The sequence below is a fragment of the Pseudoxanthomonas japonensis genome (assembly GCF_043632995.1).
Lineage (GTDB): Bacteria > Pseudomonadota > Gammaproteobacteria > Xanthomonadales > Xanthomonadaceae > Pseudoxanthomonas_A > Pseudoxanthomonas_A japonensis.
In genome coordinates this window covers 3932414-3953724 of sequence record NZ_CP171632.1, presented here as the reverse complement: position 1 = coordinate 3953724, position 21311 = coordinate 3932414, and the positions used below count along the sequence as shown (strand labels likewise).

16 protein-coding genes are annotated in these 21311 nt (G+C 62.1%); 1 reads left to right on the top strand and 15 read right to left on the bottom strand.

Going from position 1 to position 21311, the window contains the following annotated elements:
- Positions 1–7 precede the first annotated feature (7 nt).
- The 11 genes from ACGHX3_RS18555 to ACGHX3_RS18505 form a co-directional block, all read right to left on the bottom strand.
- On the bottom strand, positions 8–400 hold the full coding sequence (locus ACGHX3_RS18555) for a Na+:solute symporter (protein WP_394695793.1): 393 nt from the start codon (positions 398–400) through the stop codon (positions 8–10).
- A gap of 78 nt (positions 401–478) precedes the next feature.
- Positions 479–721, bottom strand: a complete 243-nt coding sequence (locus tag ACGHX3_RS18550; protein WP_394695792.1) for a hypothetical protein — start codon at positions 719–721, stop codon at positions 479–481.
- 211 nt (positions 722–932) lie between these two features.
- On the bottom strand, positions 933–1766 hold the full coding sequence (locus ACGHX3_RS18545; RefSeq protein WP_394697330.1) for an IS3 family transposase: 834 nt from the start codon (positions 1764–1766) through the stop codon (positions 933–935).
- Positions 1736–2092, bottom strand: a complete 357-nt coding sequence (locus ACGHX3_RS18540; protein WP_213605476.1) for a transposase — start codon at positions 2090–2092, stop codon at positions 1736–1738. Before ACGHX3_RS18540 ends, ACGHX3_RS18545 begins: the two co-directional genes overlap by 31 nt.
- A 1194-nt stretch (positions 2093–3286) precedes the next feature.
- Positions 3287–3625, bottom strand: coding sequence for a hypothetical protein (locus ACGHX3_RS18535; RefSeq protein ID WP_394695791.1), 339 nt, complete (start codon positions 3623–3625; stop codon positions 3287–3289).
- Positions 3626–5366: 1741 nt separating this feature from the next.
- Positions 5367–5765: a hypothetical protein gene (locus tag ACGHX3_RS18530; protein ID WP_394695790.1), complete on the bottom strand. Its 399-nt coding sequence runs from the start codon at positions 5763–5765 to the stop codon at positions 5367–5369.
- Positions 5766–6237: 472 nt separating this feature from the next.
- Positions 6238–6582: a hypothetical protein gene (locus tag ACGHX3_RS18525; protein WP_394695789.1), complete on the bottom strand. Its 345-nt coding sequence runs from the start codon at positions 6580–6582 to the stop codon at positions 6238–6240.
- Between the two features lie 561 nt (positions 6583–7143).
- Entirely contained in the window at positions 7144–7437 is a 294-nt protein-coding gene (locus ACGHX3_RS18520) for a hypothetical protein (RefSeq protein WP_394695788.1), read from the bottom strand.
- A gap of 604 nt (positions 7438–8041) precedes the next feature.
- The gene (locus tag ACGHX3_RS18515) at positions 8042–8875 is read right to left on the bottom strand and encodes an IS3 family transposase (protein ID WP_394697279.1); all 834 of its coding nucleotides are present in this window, start codon (positions 8873–8875) and stop codon (positions 8042–8044) included.
- Positions 8845–9201, bottom strand: a complete 357-nt coding sequence (locus tag ACGHX3_RS18510) for a transposase (RefSeq protein ID WP_213605476.1) — start codon at positions 9199–9201, stop codon at positions 8845–8847. The genes ACGHX3_RS18515 and ACGHX3_RS18510 overlap by 31 nt, the downstream gene beginning before the upstream one ends.
- Positions 9202–9296: 95 nt before the next feature.
- Positions 9297–9554, bottom strand: a complete 258-nt coding sequence (locus tag ACGHX3_RS18505; RefSeq protein WP_394695787.1) for a hypothetical protein — start codon at positions 9552–9554, stop codon at positions 9297–9299.
- A 260-nt stretch (positions 9555–9814) separates the two neighbouring features.
- Between ACGHX3_RS18505 and ACGHX3_RS18500 the strand changes: the two genes are divergently transcribed.
- The gene (locus ACGHX3_RS18500; protein ID WP_054663587.1) at positions 9815–10969 is read left to right on the top strand and encodes an IS30 family transposase; all 1155 of its coding nucleotides are present in this window, start codon (positions 9815–9817) and stop codon (positions 10967–10969) included.
- A gap of 1064 nt (positions 10970–12033) precedes the next feature.
- Here ACGHX3_RS18500 and ACGHX3_RS18495 read toward each other — a convergent pair.
- The 4 genes from ACGHX3_RS18495 to cls all read right to left on the bottom strand — a co-directional run bounded on the left by ACGHX3_RS18495 (position 12034) and on the right by cls (position 21145).
- Complete coding sequence (locus tag ACGHX3_RS18495) at positions 12034–12534, bottom strand: hypothetical protein (protein WP_394695786.1); 501 nt, start codon at positions 12532–12534, stop codon at positions 12034–12036.
- Between the two features lie 2220 nt (positions 12535–14754).
- Positions 14755–18225 (bottom strand): NahK/ErcS family hybrid sensor histidine kinase/response regulator, encoded by a 3471-nt coding sequence (locus ACGHX3_RS18490; RefSeq protein ID WP_394695785.1) that lies wholly within the window; start codon positions 18223–18225, stop codon positions 14755–14757.
- 63 nt (positions 18226–18288) lie between these two features.
- A complete protein-coding gene (locus ACGHX3_RS18485) occupies positions 18289–19686 on the bottom strand; it encodes an FAD/NAD(P)-binding protein (RefSeq protein WP_394695784.1) in 1398 nt (465 codons plus the stop codon).
- A 49-nt stretch (positions 19687–19735) separates the two neighbouring features.
- Complete coding sequence (gene cls, locus ACGHX3_RS18480; RefSeq protein WP_213603743.1) at positions 19736–21145, bottom strand: cardiolipin synthase; 1410 nt, start codon at positions 21143–21145, stop codon at positions 19736–19738.
- Positions 21146–21311: the final 166 nt, after the last annotated feature.

Below are 21311 nucleotides of genomic sequence, written 5' to 3'. Positions count from 1 at the left end.
GAAGGCCCTACCTGCGCGGCGCCACCGACACGCCGAACAGGCGCATCACCGGCCCGGTCAGCAGCGCACCGACGATGGCGCAGGGCGTGCCCCACAGCAGCACCGCGACGTAGATCATCGATGGGCCGCCGCCCTGGTAGGGCCGCACGCAGTCCGTGTAGTAGGCGAACACCAGCCAAGGGGCGAACAACAGGCAGGCGCCCACGGCGCGCAGCGGGTTGGCGGTGAACAGCGAAACGAAGGCGGGCAGCAATGGCACCATCAGGAACGTGCCCATCACCGCCAGGAACGTAGACAACGTGTGGTCGTAGCAGCCGACGCTGTTGAACGTCTGCAACGCAATGACGAAGACAATGGCGGCGATGCCACCGATCAACGCGTGCTTGCGGGACATCACCATCAGCGTCAGTTCCTCACCGGAAACACGGTAGACGGCATGGCATCGCCCGCGTTGTCCGCATGGCCATGTGCGGAATGCCTACTTGCCCCAGCGCCAGCGCGGCGGCTCGCCTTTCAGCCAGCAGACCGCAACCAGCGCCAGCAGCACAGCCCACGTGCCGATCAGAAAGGGCACGACGTTCCGGTGGGGAGGAAAGAACAGGAAAACCGAGACCAGCAGCACCAGTGCCACGCCGTAGACGACCCAACCCTGCCACCGCAACGGCAAGCCCCACCCCCACCCGTAGCGCTTCGCCTGGAACCAGTAGTCGTCCTTCTGCATGGAAAGCTCCCGTCGAGGTATCCGAAGTTCGCAACGACCGCGCGCTTCGCCTGGCACACCGGTATGCCGCTTCCCGACCTGAGACGGCAGGGAGCGCAAGCCGCTCAATCAGGATTCTACGCTGATGGGCGGTTGCTGCTTGTGTTGTTCATCGATAGGCGACCAATCATGTGGCTAGGGCAGTTCCTACGAAAAAGTGGACACCAATTCTCTAGCGGCACTGCTCGAACTCCACCGGTGATCGATAGCCCAGCGCCGAGTGCAGGCGCTGGTGGTTGTAGAACTGGATGTAGTCGTTGACGGCCATGCGCAGCGAGCGATCACTGTTGAAGCGGTGGCGATGATACATGTCCGACTTCATCGACTTGTTCCATGACTCCATGTGTGCGTTGTCGTTCATGCGGCGCGGCCGGTTGACCGACTGCACCAGCCCGGACCGTCTCAGTCGCTGCCTGAAGTCGTCGGCCATGAACTCGATGCCGCGGTCACTGTGGAACAGCGTATCGCAGGCCGGCGTGCGTGTGCGCAGGGCGGCAGTCAGGGCGCGACGGGTCAGCGAGGCCGTGCGTTCGGATCCCAGCGACCAGCCCAGCAGGCGGCGGGAGTAGCGATCCATCACGGTGGCCAGATACCGCCATTGGCCGGCGACCTTGAGGTAGGTGACATCGCCGACCCACACCTGATCCTGTCGTTGGCAGGGCTGCTCGTGCGCGCGGCTCGGGACGCTGTCCAGAAACCGCGCCAGGCCGGAGCGACGGCGGTACAGGCGGGCCGAACAGGCACGCACGCCTTCCTGCCGCATCAGCCTTTCGACCCGACGGCGTCCGATCGGCTCTCCCTGTCGCCGGAGGGCGGCATGCACCCGGGGACTGCCATAGGTCTGTCGGCTGGCCTCATGCACCTGGCGGATCTTCTCTATCAGCGAGGCGTCCTCGATCCGGCGATCACTCACCGGTCGCCGAGCCCAGGCGTAGTAGCCGGCGGCACTGACCCGGTAAAGGCGGCACATCGCCCTCACCGGACAGGTTTCCTTGTGGTGTTCGATGAAGGCGAAGATTTCGCTTTTCGATCGGAAGTGAACGCGATCGCTTTTTTTAAAAGGTCATGCTCGAGCTTGAGTTGCTCGTACTGCCGCTTGATCTTGCGCAGCGCCTTCAGCTCGGCTGCCGTCGACGGATCCACCGGTGCACCCTTGGTCACGATAACGCCCTCCCGCGCGAGTCTTCGCCAACGAGACAGCATGAAGGGATGGATGTAAAGCGACTGGGCGACATCGCCGACCCGTACGCCGGGCTGCTGGCTCAAACGCACGGCAGAGGCTTTGAAGGCATCGCTGTAGCGATGGATGGTTCTGGGGCCTGGCTTTGGCATTGGGACACTCCTGAGGGTTAGGTCGGGGTGTCCACTAAACCGTAGGAACTACCGGTTCGGCTTGAATGATTTGTTAGGCGCGGACCAGTCTTGCGCCACGGAAGTAGATTAAGGCAAAGCAAGTTGACGTGATCAAGAGCCCTGCGACTCCACCGACAAGCGCATCTTGATCGAAGATGGCTTGAAACGACGTAGCGCCAAGTATGGAGCCTGCGACCGGGAGCCAAGTGCCGAAGAGTAGGAGAACTAAGAAGCTAAGTGGTGAAGTGCTGATCTTTGAGTCGCAATGAGGGCACAGCATGCAGCGAGGGCCGCCAAGCCAAAGAAGTCGCCAGGGGCTAACCGCTGGCTTATTGCAGGTTGGGCAACTCCGGTTCATTGCATCCGCGCCTAACACCTTGAGTTAAGCCGACCCGCGAAGCGGGTTCGGCTTGAACGAACTGTTATGCAGCCTGGGTAGTAGGTGCCCCGGACTGCCGAAGCGATCTTAGCCGAGAACAGTAGGCGAAGAGGAAATCACTGGATGGAGCCGGGGACAGTGAGTGGCCCGCGCTTGTAAAGCCGAAGCCAGTGGTGCCGCCAATCCGAAGGTCATGAAGCCATCCTTTGCCGAGCGGCGCAGATGCAATGCGTCCGAAGCCGATTGAAGCGGAGCCGGGAATGCGGGCGACCGGACTAGATCAGCGACCGAACAACGCCGAAGCCATGAGCGGGTGAGAAAGCAGAACATCACCGAAGCCGACAACACCAACACACCAACCCACGCATAACACTTTGAGTTAAGCCGACCCGCGAAGCGGGTTCGGCTTGAACGAACTGTTATGCAGCCTAGGTAGTAGGCACCCCGGCCTGTGGAACCGATCTTAGCCGAGAAAGTTGGGCGAAGAGAAAATCACTGGATGGAGTGGGGGCAGAGAGTGGCCCGCGCTTCTACGGCCGAAGCCAACGGCGCCGCCAATCCGAAGGTCATGAAGCCATCCTTTGCCGAGCGGCGCAGATGCAATGCGTCCGAAGCCGATTGAAGCGGAGCCAGGAAGCACGAGCGATCGAGCTAGGTCAGCAACCGATCAATGCGGAAGCCAACGGCGCATCGGAAGTCAGTGCATCACCGAAGCCGACAACATCAACACGCCTGCCCACGCATAACACCTGAATTAAGCCGTGCCGCGAAGCGGCATCGGCTTGAATGAATTGTTAGGGGGCGACATGCAAAGCTGCGGCGAGCGCGCTCTTTGCCGACGACACTCCCTTCTTTGCACGCTCCAACTCTGCTTCCGCCGCCGCAAGCAATTGACGTGCCTCAGCAACTCGACTGCCGGGCAGCCAAGCCGCAACGACGGCTACTTGCTCGATATTGGAGCTTACAACCCCTTTTGATGAGCCGTCCAAGATGCCAAGCCTATGCTTGCAACTCTGGCGCGATTGCCCCGCAGGGCAGGAACAAGCAGCAGTGAACCCGCTGAGTCCGCGAGAAAAGGTAACAAGATAGGGCTCTTCAGCAGAGCCCTGAACTTGAAATGCGATGATCTCCATATCGCCCCCTAACACCAGAATTAAGCCGACCCGCGAAGCGGGTTCGGCTTGAATGACTTGTTAGGCCGCAGCGTAGTGATGCGGCACTGGGGCGAAACCTGAAGGTCTATGTCCCTGACGTACCCGGAGTCGGAGATGAGAACTTCGACGCCCGCCGAGGAAGGCCGCAGGGCAAGAACATAGACGCTCTCGTCTCCGGGCATGTCAATGTTGGGTACGAGCAACTGCGAGTCGTGCCCCTCAATGTCAAGGTATACCTCGTAGAAGTTCATTTGTCGGCCCTCTGCAACAACTGATACCGAGGGACAGGATGGTGAGTCGAGCCGAAGAGATGGCACCCGCTCTAGCGAGCAGCCCTGAAGGCAGGCTATAGCCACAAGGGCGGCTGTCAGTTGTTTGTGTGCGGTCACAGGACTTCTCTCATGCGGCCTAACACCGGAATTAAGCCGACCCGCGAAGCGGGTTCGGCTTGAATGAACTGTTAGGGGGCAGACTATGAAGTCCCATCGATCAGGACGCCGCCAACAAGCCAAGCCCCCACTATGCCGATCAGAGTAATCAGATGCGCGATGGATAGCCACTTGCTCCGGAGCGCCATAGCAGAAGGGGCTAGCAGCAGCAGAGGTATGGCCGAAGCCAGTGAGTGTAGCCAGAGAATTGAGTTAGAGACGGGTGGGGCTGACCAGTACGATGCTAGAAAAGTGGCGATGTAAACGGCAGAGCCGAACAAGCCGGGGGTAGCCGCTATGAGTTTACGATCTGTGCGGGCGCCGCGTAGCAGGAAGGGCACAGGAAACAGAAGGAATAGAAGGGGAATGAGCCACAGAGCCAAGCCGGAAATGGCATTGAGACCCATGGATGTATCTCTGCCCCCTAACACCTTGAGTTAAGCCGACCCGCGAAGCGGGTTCGGCTTGAACGAACTGTTATGCAGCCTGGGTAGTAGGTAGCCAGGACTGCCGAAGTGATCTTAGCTGAGAAAGCCGGGCGAAGAGAAAATCACTGGATGGAGTGGGGACAGTGAGTGGCCCGCGCTTTCGCGGCCGAAGCCAACGACGCCGCCTATCCAAAAGTCCTGAAGCCATCCTCGTGTCGAGCGGCGCGAACCTGCTGCATCCGAAGCCGATTGAAGCGAAGCCAGGAAGCACGGGCGATCGAGCTAGGTCAGCAACCGACCAACACCGAAGCCAATGACACGGCGGCATCCCGCGCATCACCGAAGCCGACAACACCAACACGCCTGCCCACGCATAACACCTGAGTTAAGCCGACCCGCGAAGCGGGTTCGGCTTGAATGAATTGTTAGGGCCCAAACCTCGGCACACAAAGTGCGTTGCCAATGCTACGACAGCGCCACAGATGATTGCCCAGAGGCCAAGATTTGGGTCCAGCGGAAGCGCAACAAGGCCAGGCAGGACGCCGAGCCCAAGGACGTAGTACCAACGAGCACGGCTTTTGCGAAGGAGGAGAACATAGCCAGGTGCGCCAACCAAAAGTGCCGGCAATGCGCCAAGAATGAGCGTGTAACCAAAAGTAACGGTGGCGGCCGACGTGGGACTGAGTAGTGCATTGTTGTTTGTTGCAGAGTCCACCGCAGCAACCGCCGCCATGAGTGCCGCGACTAGCAGCAATGCGGCGAGTGCCGTAGCCCCTACCACCATCAACTGACGCAATAGACTCATTTGGGCCCTAACACCTGAATTAAGCCGACCCGCGAAGCGGGTTCGGCTTGAATGAATTGTTAGGTTGCGTATCCATAGCCACCAAGACGCGTAATCGTGAACGCGATGTACTCACCAGTCAGCCCGGAATCATTGGATTGTACTGGACCCTCTACTTGCACCAGACCGCAATCAACCATGACCGGGTTGATTTGGGTGATTTGGCCGAAGGCCCGATAGCGCCAACCGCCAAGAGGCACCAAGTCTATTCTTTGCTCAGAGTTGCCGGAGAACATCTCCTCCCAAGTCTCGTCATCATCCAGAAGCGTAGTTAGCTCAAGGTCGAACTCACTGCCAATGTCCGGAGCGCTTGCAGCTGAAACAGTGAACTCATCCATGAGGCAAAGATCATGTCCATTGATGCGAACGATGGCCTCCAAATATGGGCCTTGAGTAGTGAGCAACTGTGCGCGGATCATAAGCAACCTAACGCCTGAATTAAGCCGCGCCGCGAAGCGGCGTCGGCTTGAATGAGTTGTTAGCCATCATGGCCCGAAACCTTTAAGCCAGCGGACGAAGAATGCAATGCTCAAGCCCGATAGAAGTGCCAGAGTCATTACTGCGATTAAAGGTAGTCTTTGGTCGTGACCAAGCAGGCCGACTATAAAACCGGCCGCCCCACCGAGACCGATAGCTAAGACCATGAGAGCTATACGGAGCCGCTTGGCTCTTTTACTATTTGAGGGTGGCTTGCCCGCAGTTGCGGCAGTCTTGCCGAAGCTGAGTAGCCAGCGGATATGGACAAGAGCACCACCAAGCAATCCTAGGATGGTGGCCAAGAGTACTGTTCCGGAATATGTGTCTACCACTGACCTCTCCCCTGATGGCTAACACCGGAATTAAGCCGACCCGCGAAGCGGGTTCGGCTTGAATGAATTGTTAGGGCGCTGCCTACTCACCCCGACCCCGCATATCAGATACCTCAACGATCTCGGTGATGTCCAGTACGTGCTGGCAACGGCCAAGCCCACCGTAACTGCCGCGAGGGCCTAACTTGCCGCGCACAACAACGCGAGAGGTGCCCCATTGACCATTTACGTCCTTGGCGGGAAGCATGGCGCGTCCCATCCGGCCCGCGTCAATGCACCAGGCCTCATTCTTGCCGTCTGGCGTGAGATAGGAACTCTCGAAGTTATAGAAGTACTCGCCGCTATAGAGCGGATCTTCTGGCGGGCTGGTAGCACAACCCGCCAGCAGCGCAAGAACAAAGGAGGCTGACGTGCAGAGTTTGCTCATTGCTGCGCCCTAACACCAGAATTAAGCCGACCCGCGAAGCGGGTTCGGCTTGAATGAATTGTTAGGGCTCACGCCCGTGTACGTGAACCTACACACATAGCCACCCTCCTCAGACTCAAGGTTATCCGATGTGTACGCCTCATAGGATCCCGGGCGACTGAAGATCAGCGCAAGTGGGCTATCCACTGAAGCGCGGCCTTTGGACGATAGTGGCACCTCGACCCGTGTGGCCAGGGCAAAGTCTTCAGGAGCCATCAGCTGTGGCTCACCCTCCGGAGGTGAGCCCACAACCAGGAAGTACCAAGAATTGTCAGAAACACGACGGATAGCTAGTTCGCGGCCGTGCCCGGGGCCCAACGTAAGTACGAGAGTCTGATTGGATTGAAGAGTTGCCGGCGAGCAGGCCAGTATGCGTGAGTTGGACGACCATACGGCAGGCTCGTATCCATCACTTGCAGCTGCGGCGCTAGAGATTAGGAGCACGGCGAAGAAGATGCTTTTCATGAGCCCTAACACCGGAGTTAAGCCGTGCCGCGAAGCGGCATCGGCTTGAATGAATTGTTAGAGGTGCGGCACGGATCTTGCCGCAACAACCATTACCGAGAGCACAGCTAACGGTGCAACATGGAGCTTGATTGAGAATGACTGCGTCTTGTGCAGATGCATAGCAGCCATAAGAAATAGAACAGCTACAGCAAATGTACCAAAGGAGATTAGGTAGCCAAAGGCAGCGGATGGGCCACCCTCCGGAGGAGTCCAAATTGTTGTGGCCAGGCCAACTGCAGCCATACCCAGCATGACTACGCCCAGTAAGTCCTCAACTCCGATCACTAGCTTCTTGAAGATGGGAAGCATGCTTACGCGCACCTCTAACGCCTGAATTAAGCCGACCCGCGAAGCGGGTTCGGCTTGAATGAATTGTTAGGCCCCAATCTCATGGCGCCCACTTGCGGATAAGTATGCCTCCGCAGGGATCCCAACAAGCGCCGGGCCAGAAACTTTAGCGCCTTGCACGGAGGCGCCTGAGTTAAGGACATTGTCCACGGCATTGACACATGAACTTTGCTCAGCAACTGCTTTAAACGGCACCTCGGGATCATGTGTGAGGGCGAGTGCTTGTGCGTAAAGGGGTTCCGCGGATAGCGGAAACTCATGCCACGTTCCGCTTCTGCTCTTGGCAGAGAACGTTGTGGGTAGATCAAGTCCCTCTATGCGACTGAGAGCAACGAGACCGAAAGCTTCAGGAAGCCAATCCAGTGCTCGATGGGCTAGCTCTTGCGATCCGGCAATGGAATGCGCGCGTGACTCACGCTCTAGCGCCGTGAGAGTGCGGTCGGCAACCAAACTAGCAATTGACTTGAGCTGATCTTGCGAGAGCGTGTCCATGGGGCCTAACACCTGAATTAAGCCGCGCCGCGAAGCGGCGGGCAGTTCCTACGAAAAAGTGGACACCAATTCTCTAGCGGCACTGCTCGAACTCCACCGGTGATCGATAGCCCAGCGCCGAGTGCAGGCGCTGGTGGTTGTAGAACTGGATGTAGTCGTTGATCGCCGAGCGGAGCGCGCGTTCACTGTCGAAGCGGTGGCGGTGATACATGTCCGACTTCATCGACTTGTTCCATGACTCCATGTGCGCGTTGTCGTTCATGCGACGCGGCCGGTTGACAGACTGCACCAGCCCGGACCGTCTCAGTCGCTGCCTGAAGTCGTTGGCCATGAACTCGATGCCGCGGTCACTGTGGAACAGCGTATCGCAGGCCGGCGTGCGTGTGCGCAGGGCGGCAGTCAGGGCGCGACGGGTCAGCGAGGCCGTGCGTTCGGATCCCAGCGACCAGCCCAGCAGGCGGCGGGAGTAGCGATCCATCACGGTGGCCAGATACCGCCATTGGCCGGCGACCTTGAGGTAGGTGACATCGCCGACCCACACCTGATCCTGTCGTTGGCAGGGCTGCTCGTGCGCGCGGCTCGGGACGCTGTCCAGAAACCGCGCCAGGCCGGGGCGACGGCGGTACAGGCGGGCCGAACAGGCACGCACGCCTTCCTGCCGCATCAGCCTTTCGACCCGGCGTCGTCCGATCGGCTCTCCCTGTCGCCGGAGGGCGGCATGCACCCGGGGACTGCCATAGGTCTGTCGGCTGGCCTCATGCACCTGGCGGATCTTCTCTATCAGCGAGGCGTCCTCGATCCGGCGATCACTCACCGGTCGCCGAGCCCAGGCGTAGTAGCCGGCGGCACTGACCCGGTAAAGGCGGCACATCGCCCTCACCGGACAGGTTTCCTTGTGGTGTTCGATGAAGGCGAAGATTTCGCTTTTCGATCGGAAGTGAACGCGATCGCTTTTTTTAAAAGGTCATGCTCGAGCTTGAGTTGCTCGTACTGCCGCTTGATCTTGCGCAGCGCCTTCAGCTCGGCTGCCGTCGACGGATCCACCGGTGCACCCTTGGTCACGATAACGCCCTCCCGCGCGAGTCTTCGCCAACGAGACAGCATGAAGGGATGGATGTAAAGCGACTGGGCGACATCGCCGACCCGTACGCCGGGCTGCTGGCTCAAACGCACGGCAGAGGCTTTGAAGGCATCGCTGTAGCGATGGATGGTTCTGGGGCCTGGCTTTGGCATTGGGACACTCCTGAGGGTTAGGTCGGGGTGTCCACTAAACCGTAGGAACTACCGCGTCGGCTTGAATGAATTGTTAGGCCGCAGTCTATGCGGGATTAGCCGAAATTGTCCCATGGCTTGTAACTAGGGTCACTTTTGATTGGTCCCTTATTCGCTGCACGAATTAGAAGCCCGAATCCAAGAAAGAAGAATCCGACAAGCAGCAGCCCTATGCCTCCGAACCGAACCGCAATTTGAATGGACTGGGCGGTCGACAACAGGAACGATAAGGCAATAGCCAGGCAGGAAACGATACAAAGTGCGGTTCCAGCGTAGAACGCGGGGGCGTAGAACTTGCTGTCGGTCAATGACATGGTGATTCTCCTGCGGCCTAACACCAGAATTAAGCCGACCCGCGAAGCGGGTTCGGCTTGAATGATTTGTTAGCGCTCATCCTAGCCATTCACCAAGCGCGTCGGTAGACGAATGTCCAATCAGCTCAACTCCATCCGGGCTATCCAAGTGCCCGTATGCGAGGGAGAACAGTCCGGTATCGGGATTGTATAAAAGGCACTGGTGAGTTCAACCCGTCAATGCAACATGATCAACAGTTGCACTGATAGGAGCGAACGATATGGCAAGGATGGGACGGCCCGGCATGTCTCGAGCCCAGAAGCGAGATCTATGGCGACGATGGAAGGGCGGCCAGTCGCTCAGCGACATTGCCCGCTTCTTTGACAAGAATCCGGGTTCGATTTTCGGGGTTCTGGCCGCGCAAGGCGGGATCGCGCCGAGGGAACGTCGCCGATCCGCCCGGTCGCTGAGCTTAATGGACCGCGAAGAGATATCTCGATGCCTAGCTTCTGGCCAGTCGTTTCGCCAGATTGCGCTCAGCCTAGGGCGGCCTACCTCGACGATTAGCCGGGAAGTGGCACGGCATGGTGGCCGTGACCGATATCGGGCCGCACATGCCGATGAGGCCGCTTGGGAGGCAGCCCGGAGGCCACAGTCTTGCCGGTTGGCCGATAACCCTCGTCTGCGCTGGTTGGTGGCTTGCAAGCTGGGCCAGCAGTGGTCGCCGGAACAGATCGCCGGCTGGCTTAAGCTGAGGTTCCCGCTCAACCAGGCACTGCAGGTGTCGCACGAAACGATCTACCGGAGCTTGTTCATCCAGGCGCGCGGCCTGCTCAAGAAGGAACTCCTGGCGCACCTGCGCACGCGTCGCCGTATGCGCCACTCAAAGCTGGCCACCGCGACGCCTCGCGGCGGGATTATCGACGCGGTATCGATTCGGGAGCGTCCGGCGGAGGTCGAAGATCGCGCCGTGCCAGGGCATTGGGAGGGTGATCTGATCACGGGCAGCAACAATTCCCACATCGCGACGCTTGTGGAACGGCACTCGCGCTTCGTGATGCTGGTGAAAGTGAAGGGTAAGGACACCAGCAGCGTCGTCTCGGCGCTGAGCCGGCAAGTGAAAACACTGCCAACCGCGCTGCGAAAATCGCTGACGTGGGATCGAGGCGGTGAGATGGCCAGCCACAAGAACTTCACCGTGGCGACCGACACGCAGGTCTACTTCTGCGATCCGCAAAGCCCTTGGCAGCGCGGTTCGAACGAAAACACCAATGGCCTTCTGCGGCAGTACTTCCCCGACGGCACGGATCTATCCCGCCATTCGCAGGCATTCTTGAACAAGATCGCCAGACGTCTCAACGAAAGACCTCGTAAGACCTTGGGCTTCCAGACGCCAGCCGCTAAGCTGAGCCAAGCCGTTGCGTCGACGGGTTGAACTCACCCTGACCAACTTTGCTATTGAAGTATGCAACGGCAATCATCCGATATGGATTGGCGCTCATGCCGCAGTACTGCTGAGCCCAACTTCCCGCGCGGGCCGTCACAACCACTGGCTCAACAACGCATACTCGTAGAGCTAAGCGCTGTTCTTGTAAATATGTCTCGCGATCCCCTTTGCCCAAGTTGGGCGTGGAGGACTCCATAGACAGTGATGTCTCCAGCGCTTGAATTGCGGCATTGCTGCTCATGAGCGCTAATACCGGAATTAAGCCGACCCGCGAAGCGGGTTCGGCTTGAATGAACTGTTAGAGGGCAATCCGTCCAAAATCGGCTGCCTGCTTTTGTGGCCTGACAACGTGCTTGGTGCTTAGCAGATCGCCATTACAAGAAAGAGAGACAACGTAAGCCTTGAGCGTTGGCGGAACCATGAAATTGACGGCAAATTCTCCTTGCACGGGCTTGGCATCTAGTGCGCGACTAGGATCTTCAGGACTCGAGAGGGATACAACGCAAGAAGCATCAGTCACAACCTCGCCGACTGCACGGACAATCCCATCTGCCGGGATGGAGACGCATGCAGTCAGTTGCATTGCAACCACTGCGAGAAGTGGGTAGCGCTTCATCTGCCCTCTAACACCTTGAGTTAAGCCGACCCGCGAAGCGGGTTCGGCTTGAACGAACTGTTATGCACCCTGGGTAGTAGGTAGCCAGGACTGCCGAAGCGATCTTAGCCGAGAAAGCGAGGCGAAGAGAAAATCACTCGATGGAGTGGGGACAGTGAGTGGCCCGCGCTTTATCGGCCGAAGCCAATGGCGCCGCCAATCCGAAAGTTCTGAAGCCATCCTCGTGTCGAGCGGCGTGAACCTGCTGCATCCGAAGCCGATTAAAGCGGAGCCGGGCAACGCAGGCGATCAGGCTACGTCAGCAACCGACCAACACCGAAGCTAATGGCGCAGCGGCATCCCGTACATCACCGAAGCCGACAACACCAACACACCAACCCACGCATAACACCAGAATTAAGCCGACCCGCGAAGCGGGTTCGGCTTGAATGAATTGTTAGGCATTGCTGCCTAGGACGCCAGCTCGATCGCGTAGCCAGCCGGTAGGCCCCTCTTCTTGTCGAATGAATCCATCGATATCTTGCTTGTCAGCAGGGGAAACCTCTGAAAGAAGCTGGTTGAAGACTCGGATTATCGACTCATCTTTTGTGCCGTACGCGTTGGCGATTGAGCCAACGAGATCTCCGGCACGATCCGGCAGGCCCTCAATTAGTCGAGGAAGCTCGTTGATTAGGGCTGTGCAGTACGAAATTTCACCAAACCGCCACGCGGCTCGGTCGGCTATCTGGTAAGCGCCGTAGTCATTCTCTGCCTTTAACGATTCAAACACTGCGAGGACATACTCAAATCCTTCCGATCCCTTGAGTGCATCGAGCATCTCAACGTAGCGATTGAAACGAGCTTGTCTTTCGCTCCATCCAATCGAGTCATCTCCGTCCTGCACGATGTTGCCTACGTGCAGAAGCTCCGCTCTCCATTCTTCAAAGCTCGCGGTCATAGTTAATGCAATGCCTAACACCTTGAGTTAAGCCGACCCGCGAAGCGGGTTCGGCTTGAACGAACTGTTATGCAGACCGGGTAGTAGGTGCCCCGGGCTGTTGAAGCGATCTTAGCCGAGAAAGTTGGGTGAAGAGAAAATCACTAGATGGAGTGGGGGCAGTGAGTGGTCCGCGCTTTTGTGGCCGGAGCCAAGTGTGCCGCCCCCCATGGAGTCAGCCCTGCATCCGTCAGCCGAGCGGCGCGAACCTGTTGCATCCGAAGCCGAGTGAAGCGAAGCCAGGAAACGCGCGCGACCAAGCCATGTCAGCAACCGATCAATGCCGAAGCCGCTGGCAAAAGAACGATCAGCGCATCACCGAAGCCGACAACATCAACACACCTGCCCACGCATAACACCGGAATTAAGCCGACCCGCGAAGCGGGTTCGGCTTGAATGATTTGTTAGGCCGCTGGCTTGGATGTTGCCGCCGAACGAGCCTGAAGGAATGCGAGAAGAAAAGGGGTTGCAAACGCTAGCGCCCACGCTACAGCAAGCACTAGAGCAAAAGCTATCTTGCCCGAGGTGGCTGAAACAATGGCAGGCGACAAAACGAGCAACAGCCCTAGCGCTTTGCGGCGGGTGATGGCGTAAGCACCTGCAGCTACGATCAACCAGAGAGCACAAGTGCTAGTTATGGTGAAAGTTGTGATGGACTGCTGGGCCATGCGTGCATAAATGGGGCCGACGAACGGGAAAGCGATGGCGCCCACCAGAGAGAAAGCGAGCAGAGGCCATGCGAGCAAGTCAGAGAAAGCGAACCAAAGCTTTGTGAGCCGTTGCATGCTGTTCCTGCGGCCTAACACCTTGAGTTAAGCCGACCCGCGAAGCGGGTTCGGCTTGAATGAATTGTTAGGCGGCATTGCGTGGATAGCTCCGAAAAGCTAGCCATGCCGCCAAGACGGTGCCAGCTAGCCAAGTGCCCAGCCACACCCAGAGCAAAATGGCGCCAATTGTGAGGTCAACCGGATCTAGATCGTTTGGGTAGTAATGCCGCCTGTAGAGAGTTGAACAGAACATGCCCGCGCCAAAGCCGACTACAGCAGCCAGACCACTACCGACGGAGGCCCGAAGAGCTCGCTTGGTTGCCCGTCCATCAGAGTGCTTGAGCGATGACCGTGGAGTGATGTCAGATCCGGGCGGCTTGTAAGGGTTGCGAGAACGCATGGTATGCCGCCTAACACCTTGAGTTAAGCCGACCCGCGAAGCGGGTTCGGCTTGAACGAACTGTTATGCAGCCTGGGTAGTAGGTACCCCCGGGCTGTTGAAGCGATCTTAGCCGGGAAAGCCGGGCGAAGGGACAATCACTGGATGGAGTGGGGGCAGTGAGTGGCCGGTGCTTGTACAGCCGAAGCCGATGGCGCCGCCTGCATGAGGTCAGTCCCGTATCGGGCAGCCGAGCGGCGCGAGCGTGTTGCATCCGAAGCCGATTGAAGCAAAGCCGGGAATGCGGCGACCGGACGAGATCAGCGACCGAACAACGCCGAAGCCATGAGCGGGTGAGAAAGCAGAACATCACCGAAGCCGACAACACCAACACACCCGCCCACGCATAACACCTTGAGTTAAGCCGACCCGCGAAGCGGGTTCGGCTTGAACGAACTGTTATGCAGTCTGGGTAGTAGGTACACCGTGCTGCCGAAGCGATCTTAGCCGAGAAATCCGGGCGAAGAGACAATCACTGGATGGAGTGGGGACAGTGAGTGGCCGGTGCTTGTACAGCCGAAGCCAATGGTGCCGCCAATCTGAAGGTCATGAAGCCATCCTTGTGCAGAGCGGCACGAACGTAGCGCGTACGAAGCCGAGTGAAGCGAAGTGCGGAAATACCAATGGTCCGGATGAGTCAGCGACCGACCAACGCCGAAGCCGTAGTGCAAGAAAGATCAGCGCGTCACCGAAGCCGACAACACCGACACACCAACCCACGCATAACACCTAGTAGACCCCATACATGGGGTGATAACGCCGAGTATTGAATCTTGGCGGAGGGTCGTCAATCGGGTGTTTCCTTTGTGACATCAACGTCTTGCGCCAGCGCGCTTCCGTATCGGCTGCTGATAGCCCGGGCGTTATCAGGCACTCGCCAAGAGGCGGGATTATCAGGGGCTCGATGGGGTGATAACGCTGACTGCGCCGGGAGTGCGGGTGCCCGGCGGAAGGTAGGTCCGTGTGTGGAAAACCTCACTCGGTGGGGGCGGGCATGGTGCTTGGCACGTGGTGGGCGGCCAGGAAGGCGCGCAGCGAGGCGGGCTTCACCGGCTTGGTCAGCAGGCGATAGCCCCGTTCCCGGGCTTCGCGCTTCAGCTCGTCGCGACCGTCGGCGGTGAGCAGGGCGCCGGCGATGGGGCCGGGGCTGGCGGCGCGCAGGGCGTCGAGCGTGGCCAGGCCGTCGAGGCGGTCGTGCAGGTGGTAGTCGACCAGCATCACCGCCGGGCCTTCGGCGATCTTCTCCAGCGCCTCGTCGACCGTCGTGGCGGTGATGACGTCCGCCTGCCAGCGGCCGAGCAGCGCCTGCATGCCGTCGATGATCTCGCGGTCGTTGTCGACACACAGCACGCGAAGGCCGGCGAGGGAGTCGGAGGACAGTGTGCGGCGCGGCGACGTCCGTCGCTCGATGGGCGCGGCGCCGCGCGGCACGACGATGGAGAACATGCTGCCGCGGTCCACCGTGCTGCGCGCATCCAGTTCGTGCTGCAGCAGGCGCGAGATCCGCTGGCAGATCGACAGGCCGAGGCCCAAGCCGCGCTCGCCCCAGTCGAACGGCTGCTGGTAGCGGTGGAACTCGTCGTAGATCTGCCGCATGTGGTTCTCGGGAATGCCGGGGCCGGTATCCCAGACCTGCAGCACGACGCGCTCGCCCCGCACGCGCATGCCGATCACGATGCGGCCTTCGCGCGTGTAGCGCAGCGCGTTGGCGAGGAAGTTCTGCAGCACGCGGCGCAGCAGGCGGCGGTCGCTGCGCACCGGTATCGCGCGTGCGTGCACGTGCAGTTTCAGGCCGCGGCCGGCGGCGACCGGCGCGTACTGCGCAGCGAGTTCGCGAAGCAGTTCGCCCGCATCGAAGTCGGTGATCTGCGTCTGCAGCCCGCCGGCATCCAGGCGCGAGACATCGAGCAGGCCGTCGAGCAGTTCCTCGGCCGCGCGCAGCGACGCGTCCACGCGTTCGGCCAGGTGCTTGCGCTCCTGCGCCTGGTCGTCGGCTCCTTGTTCGCTGTCGCGCAACGCACTGACGAACAGGCGCGCGGCATTGAGCGGTTGCAGCACGTCGTGGCTGATCGCCGCCAGGAAGCGCGTGCGCGACTGCTGCGCATGCTCGGCCGCCTCGCTGCGCTCGGCGACGCGCTGTTCCAGCGTCTCGTTGGTTTCCAGCAGCAGCGCTTCGGCATGCTTGAAGTCGGTGATGTCGTTGTAGCTGGTCACGTAACCGCCGCCCGGCAGCGGCTGGCCGCGCATTTCGATCACCTGGCCGTCCGCACGGACGCGCTCGAAGATGTGCGGCGAGCCGGCGCGCATGTAGCGGATGCGCTTGTTGATCTGCGCATCGATGTCGCCATCGCCGAGCTCGCCGCGCTCGGCGTTGTAACGGATCAGGTCGGCGACCGGGCGGCCCACGTACAGCATGCCGTCGGGATACCCGAACATCTGCTGGTAGCGGCGGTTCCATGCCACCAGGCGCATGTCCGGGTCGACCACGCTGACGCCGGCACTGATGTTCTCCAGCGTCGTGGACAGGATCTCGCGGTTGAAGCGCAGCTCCTGGCCGGCCTGGTCGAGTACCGCCACCACTTCGCCCAGTTCCATGCCCGAGCCGCGCAGCACGCTGGTCAGCACGATGCGCGCGGAGGCCGCACCGATCGCGGCGGCAAGCAGGCGCTCGGTGAACTGCACCCACGCGCGATCCGCCGGTGCATGGGGCTGGAATTCGCGTTCGAGCAGCTGCGCCTGCTCGGCGAACGCGCGGCGCGCGTGCCGCTCGCCGACCACGCGCTCGGCCAGCGTGCGCAGGTCACCGACGCGCACGCTGCCGGGCCATTCGCCCGCGACCAGCGCGGGGCGTTGCGCATAGGGGTCGAGGAACGGCGCGGCACGCAGGCGCTCGTCGACGCCGGGGCGCGAGCGCGCGGAGACGATCATCATGGCGCCGGTGTTCACCAGCAGCGACCAGAACGTGCCGTGCGTCAGTGTGTCCCAGCCGCTCAAGCCGAACAGCTGCTGCGGACGCAGCCAGCGGATCCCGAACGGGCCGTCGTGCAGCCACAGCAGGTCGAACCAGCCGGCCTGCGTCATCGTCGGCAGCAGCAGCGTGTAGATCCAGGTGGCGAAGCCCAGCACCATGCCGGCCTCCACGCCGCGCCGGCTGGCGCCGCGCCAGTACAGGCCGCCGATCAGGCCGGGCGCGAACTGCGCGACCGCCGCGAACGCCATCAGGCCGTACGACGCCAGCGTGCTGTCGTTGCTGCTGCTGCGGTAGTACGAGTACGCCGTCAGCGCCAGCAGCAGGATCGCCACGCGGCGGATCCACAGCACGCGCGAGGCGACGTCGGCTTCGGCATGGCGTTTGCCCCAGCCGCGTCGCAGCAGCACCGGCATGATCAGGTCGTTGCTGACCATGGTGGCCAGCGCGATGCTCGCCACGATCACCATGCCGGTGGCCGCGGAGAAGCCACCGATATAGGCGATGATCGCCAGGGCGGTGCGCCCTTCCGCCAGCGGCAACGCCAGCACGTAGCTGTCGTCGGCGACGGCGGTGCCGCCGAACAGCGACGCGCCCGCGGCCGCCACCGGCACCACCATCAGCGAGAACAGCGCGAGGTAACCGCCGAACAGCCAGCGCGCCTTGCGGATGTCGCCGACGTCGCTGCATTCGACCACGGCCACATGGAACTGGCGCGGCAGGCAGACGATGGCCAGGAAGCCGAGCAGCGTCTGCGCGATGAAGCCGACCGGCGGCGCGTTCTCGAACAGCGTGCGCGCCGAATCGGTGACGCGGAAGGCGTTGTCGTCCAGCCACAGATAGGCGAACACGCCCACCGCGATCATCGCCACCAGCTTGACCACCGACTCCAGCGAGATCGCCAGCATCATGCCGTGGTGATGCTCGGTCGCATCGACCTGGCGGGTGCCGAACAACGCGGCGAACAGCGCCATCAGCAGCGCGACATACAGGGCAGGATCGGTGAAGAAGCCGTGCGTGCTGTCGCCGCCGGCGCCACTGAGCACGCTCAGGCTCATCGCCACGGCCTTGTACTGCAGTGCCAGGTACGGCACCACGCCGATCAGCGCGATCACCGTGACCAATGCCGCCAGCCGACGCGAGCGGCCGTAGCGCGAGGAGATGAAGTCGGCGATGGAGACGGTGTTCTCGCTGCGCGCGATCAGCGCCAACCGCTCGATGATGCGCCAGCCGAACAGCAGCAGCAGAACCGGACCCAGGTAGATCGGCAGGTAGCCCAGGCCATTGCGCACCGCGCTGCCCACCGCGCCGTAGAACGTCCACGACGAGCAGTACACCGCCAGCGCCAGGCTGTAGACGACCGGACGCAGCCAGGGGCGGTCGGGATACATCGGGCGGCGGTCGCCCCACCACGCCACGCCGAACAGCAGCGCGGCGTAGCCGATCGACACCAACAGCAGGATCCAGCTGGAAACCAACGCCCTCTCCCGGCGCTCAACCCGTCGCCGAGTGTACCGGCTGCCGCAGGCCGCGGTGGCGGGTCAGGGCGCGGGGATCGCCAGCAGTTCGCGCACGGCCGTCTCAGCCTGGCCGCGCAGTTCGGGGATGGCGATGCTCTCCCACACGCAGCCGATGCGCAGGCTGCCGAGGATGAACACGCGCGGCTGCGCGGTGCCGTCGGCGTCGACCATGCGGCCGTCGCGTGCCGCCTTAAGACCGATGCCGTGCGGTCCCGGTTGCGCGTGGCCCTTGCCCAGCACGTCGTGCAGCAGCGGGTTGCGCATGGTCTGCGCGCGCATTTCCACACCGGTCGCATTGACCACGTAGTCGACGTCGAACTCGTCGGTGCGTCCGTCGCGAGTGTGCGTGGTCACGCGCAGGCGGCGGCCTTCGTTCATCACCGTGTCCAGCCGGCCGCGGTGCAGGCGCAGCTGCCCACGGTCGAGCATCGCCTGCAGCACGGCGTGCACTTCCGGCGCGATGCGGTGGCGATGCACGTCCCACTGGCGCACCACGTGGCGCAGGAATCGGCGCTGGTCGGCGATCGACAGCGATTGCCACAGCGCCTGCCCGTGTGGACGGATCCGTTCCATCGCCGCCTGCCACGGCAGGCCGCCGGCGACGGCCTGCTTCGCCGCGGCACGCAGGAAGCGCATGCGTGCGCGCAGACTCATCGACTGCAGGGGGGCCGGGTCGAACGTGGCGGCGGGACCATGGCAGTGCGGCAGCGGCAGCAGGGCATGGCGCGACAGCACATGGATGGCGCCGGTATGGCCGTTGTCGGCCAGGCTCAGCACGGTGTCCACCATGCTCAGGCCGGAACCGACGATGCACAATTCGGCGTCGGCGGGGATCGCCTTCACCGCATCGAAATCCCAGGCCGCCAGCGAGCGGCCTTCCGGCAGCTGCGGCGCGCCGCGCGCCGGCAGCGGCTTCGGCGTGTTGCCGACGGCGAGCACCACGCCCTTGGCCTCGAGCGGTCCGTGCGCCGCCAGATGCAGCGTCGCGCCGTCGTCGCGTGCGTCGAGTTCGGACACGCTGTCCTGCACGACCAGCAGCGACGCGGGACTGGCGGCGACGGCCTCCTGCAGGCGGATGCGCAGGTACTCGCCATACCGCCGGCGTTCGATGAAGGCATGCGCCAGCGTGTCGCGGTCGGGCCCACCCGGTGGCGTGGTGGCGACGACGTAGTCGAGGAAATCCGCGGGCCGGTCGTCGAACGCGCTCATGCGCGCGGCAGGCACGTTGAGGACGTGTTCGCCGTGCGTGGTCGCATAGGCCACGCCCTGCGCCAGCACGTCGCGCGGTTCGATCATCACGATGCGCAGCGGTCCGGTGGCCAGGCGCAGCGCCTGCATCGCCGCCAGTACGCCACCGGCGCCGCCGCCGATGATTGCGAGGTCGCAGGGCGGCAGGGGCGTCGGGGTCGCTTCGGTCATGCCGCCATTGTAGGCGAACGGGTCGGTGCATCCCTGCGACGCGATGCCGCTACATCAGCGAATCCGCCAGCCGCGCCACGCCTTCACGGCTGCGCTGCCAGCCGGGGCGCCGGCGCCAGGCGCCGCCGTCGACGTGGTCCGCGTGCGCCAGATAGTCGGCCTCGATCGCGCGGATGCGCGCGACCACGCCGGCGTCGTAGCAGACCAGGCCGATTTCCGCGTTGAGCGCGAACGAGCGGATGTCCAGGTTGATCGAGCCCACCAGCGCGATGTCGTCGTCCACCGTCAGGTGCTTGGCGTGCAGGAAATGCGGCCGGTACAGCGCGATCTTCACCCCGCAGGCGAGCAGTTCCTCGTAGTACGACTGCTGCGCCCAGGCGGTGAGCGTCTGGTTGCTGGTGGCCGACAGCACCAGCTGCACATCGACGCCGGACAGCGCGGCGATGCGCAGCGCGCTGAGGGTGGCGTCGTCGGGGACGAAGTACGGCGTGGTCAGCACGACCTTGCGGCGCGCGAGATGGACCAGCGCATTGACGGTGTCGCGCGCGTTCTCGAACGGATACGCCGGGCCGCTGGGAAGCAACTGCGCGGCGACGTCCTGCGACTGCACGCTGAGGTCCGGCTGCACGTCCAGGCGTTCGCCGGTCTCGATGTACCAGTCGCTGGCGAACACGCCTTCCAGGTGCGACACCACGGGGCCTTGCACGCGCGCCACGAGCTCGCGGTTCGGGTGGCCGGGCACGAACACGGCATCGGCCAGGTTCTGCGAACCCACGTAGCCGATACGGTTGTCGATCACCGCCACCTTGCGGTGGTTGCGCAGGTCCATGCGCCCGCTGCGCCGCCACTGCAGGCCACCGGGCAGCATCGCGTGCACCTGCACGCCCGCCGCACGCAAGCGCGGCGCGTACGCCCGCAGGCCGCGCTTGGCGCCGACGGCGTCGAGCAGCAGTCGGCACGTCACGCCACGCGCTGTGGCGCGACAAAGCGCGGCGGTGACGGCTTCGCCCACGGCGTCGTCGAACATCAGGTAGTACAGCAGGTGCACCTGCTGCGCGGCGCCGTCGATGTCGTCGATCAGCGCGCGCAGCGAGGCGTCGTACGCGTCGAGCAGCGCCACCGCGTTGCCGTGCGTGGGCATGAAGGCGCCCTGGCGTTCGATCAGCGGCGCCATTTCGGCGGCGGCGCCGTCGTACGGCGTCCAGCGCAGCGCACTGAGCGGACGCTGTTCCTCGCGGATCACGTCCGACGCCCGCGCCTGCCGCTCGATGCGCTCGCGCGACAGCCACGGATGCCCGAGCAGCAGGTACAGCGGCAGGCCCAGCAGCGGCACGAACCCGACCAGCAGCAGCCAGCTGCGTGCGGCGGCCGGCGTGGTGCGGCTGGGAATCCACCACAGCGCCGCCAGCCGGATCAGCCAGTCGACGATCAGCAGGGCGGTGCCGTAGGACCAGTCCATGCGGTGCGTCCGTCGGAGGGGGATGGATCGATTCTGCTGGCGGACGTGGGTAAAAGAAAACCCGTTTTCTCCTGCCGGCAGAAAGCCCGGTCTTTTTCCTTCTCCCCGCAAGCGGGGAGAAGGTGCCCGGAGGGCGGATGAGGGGCAGCTTCTCGCGTTTCACCGA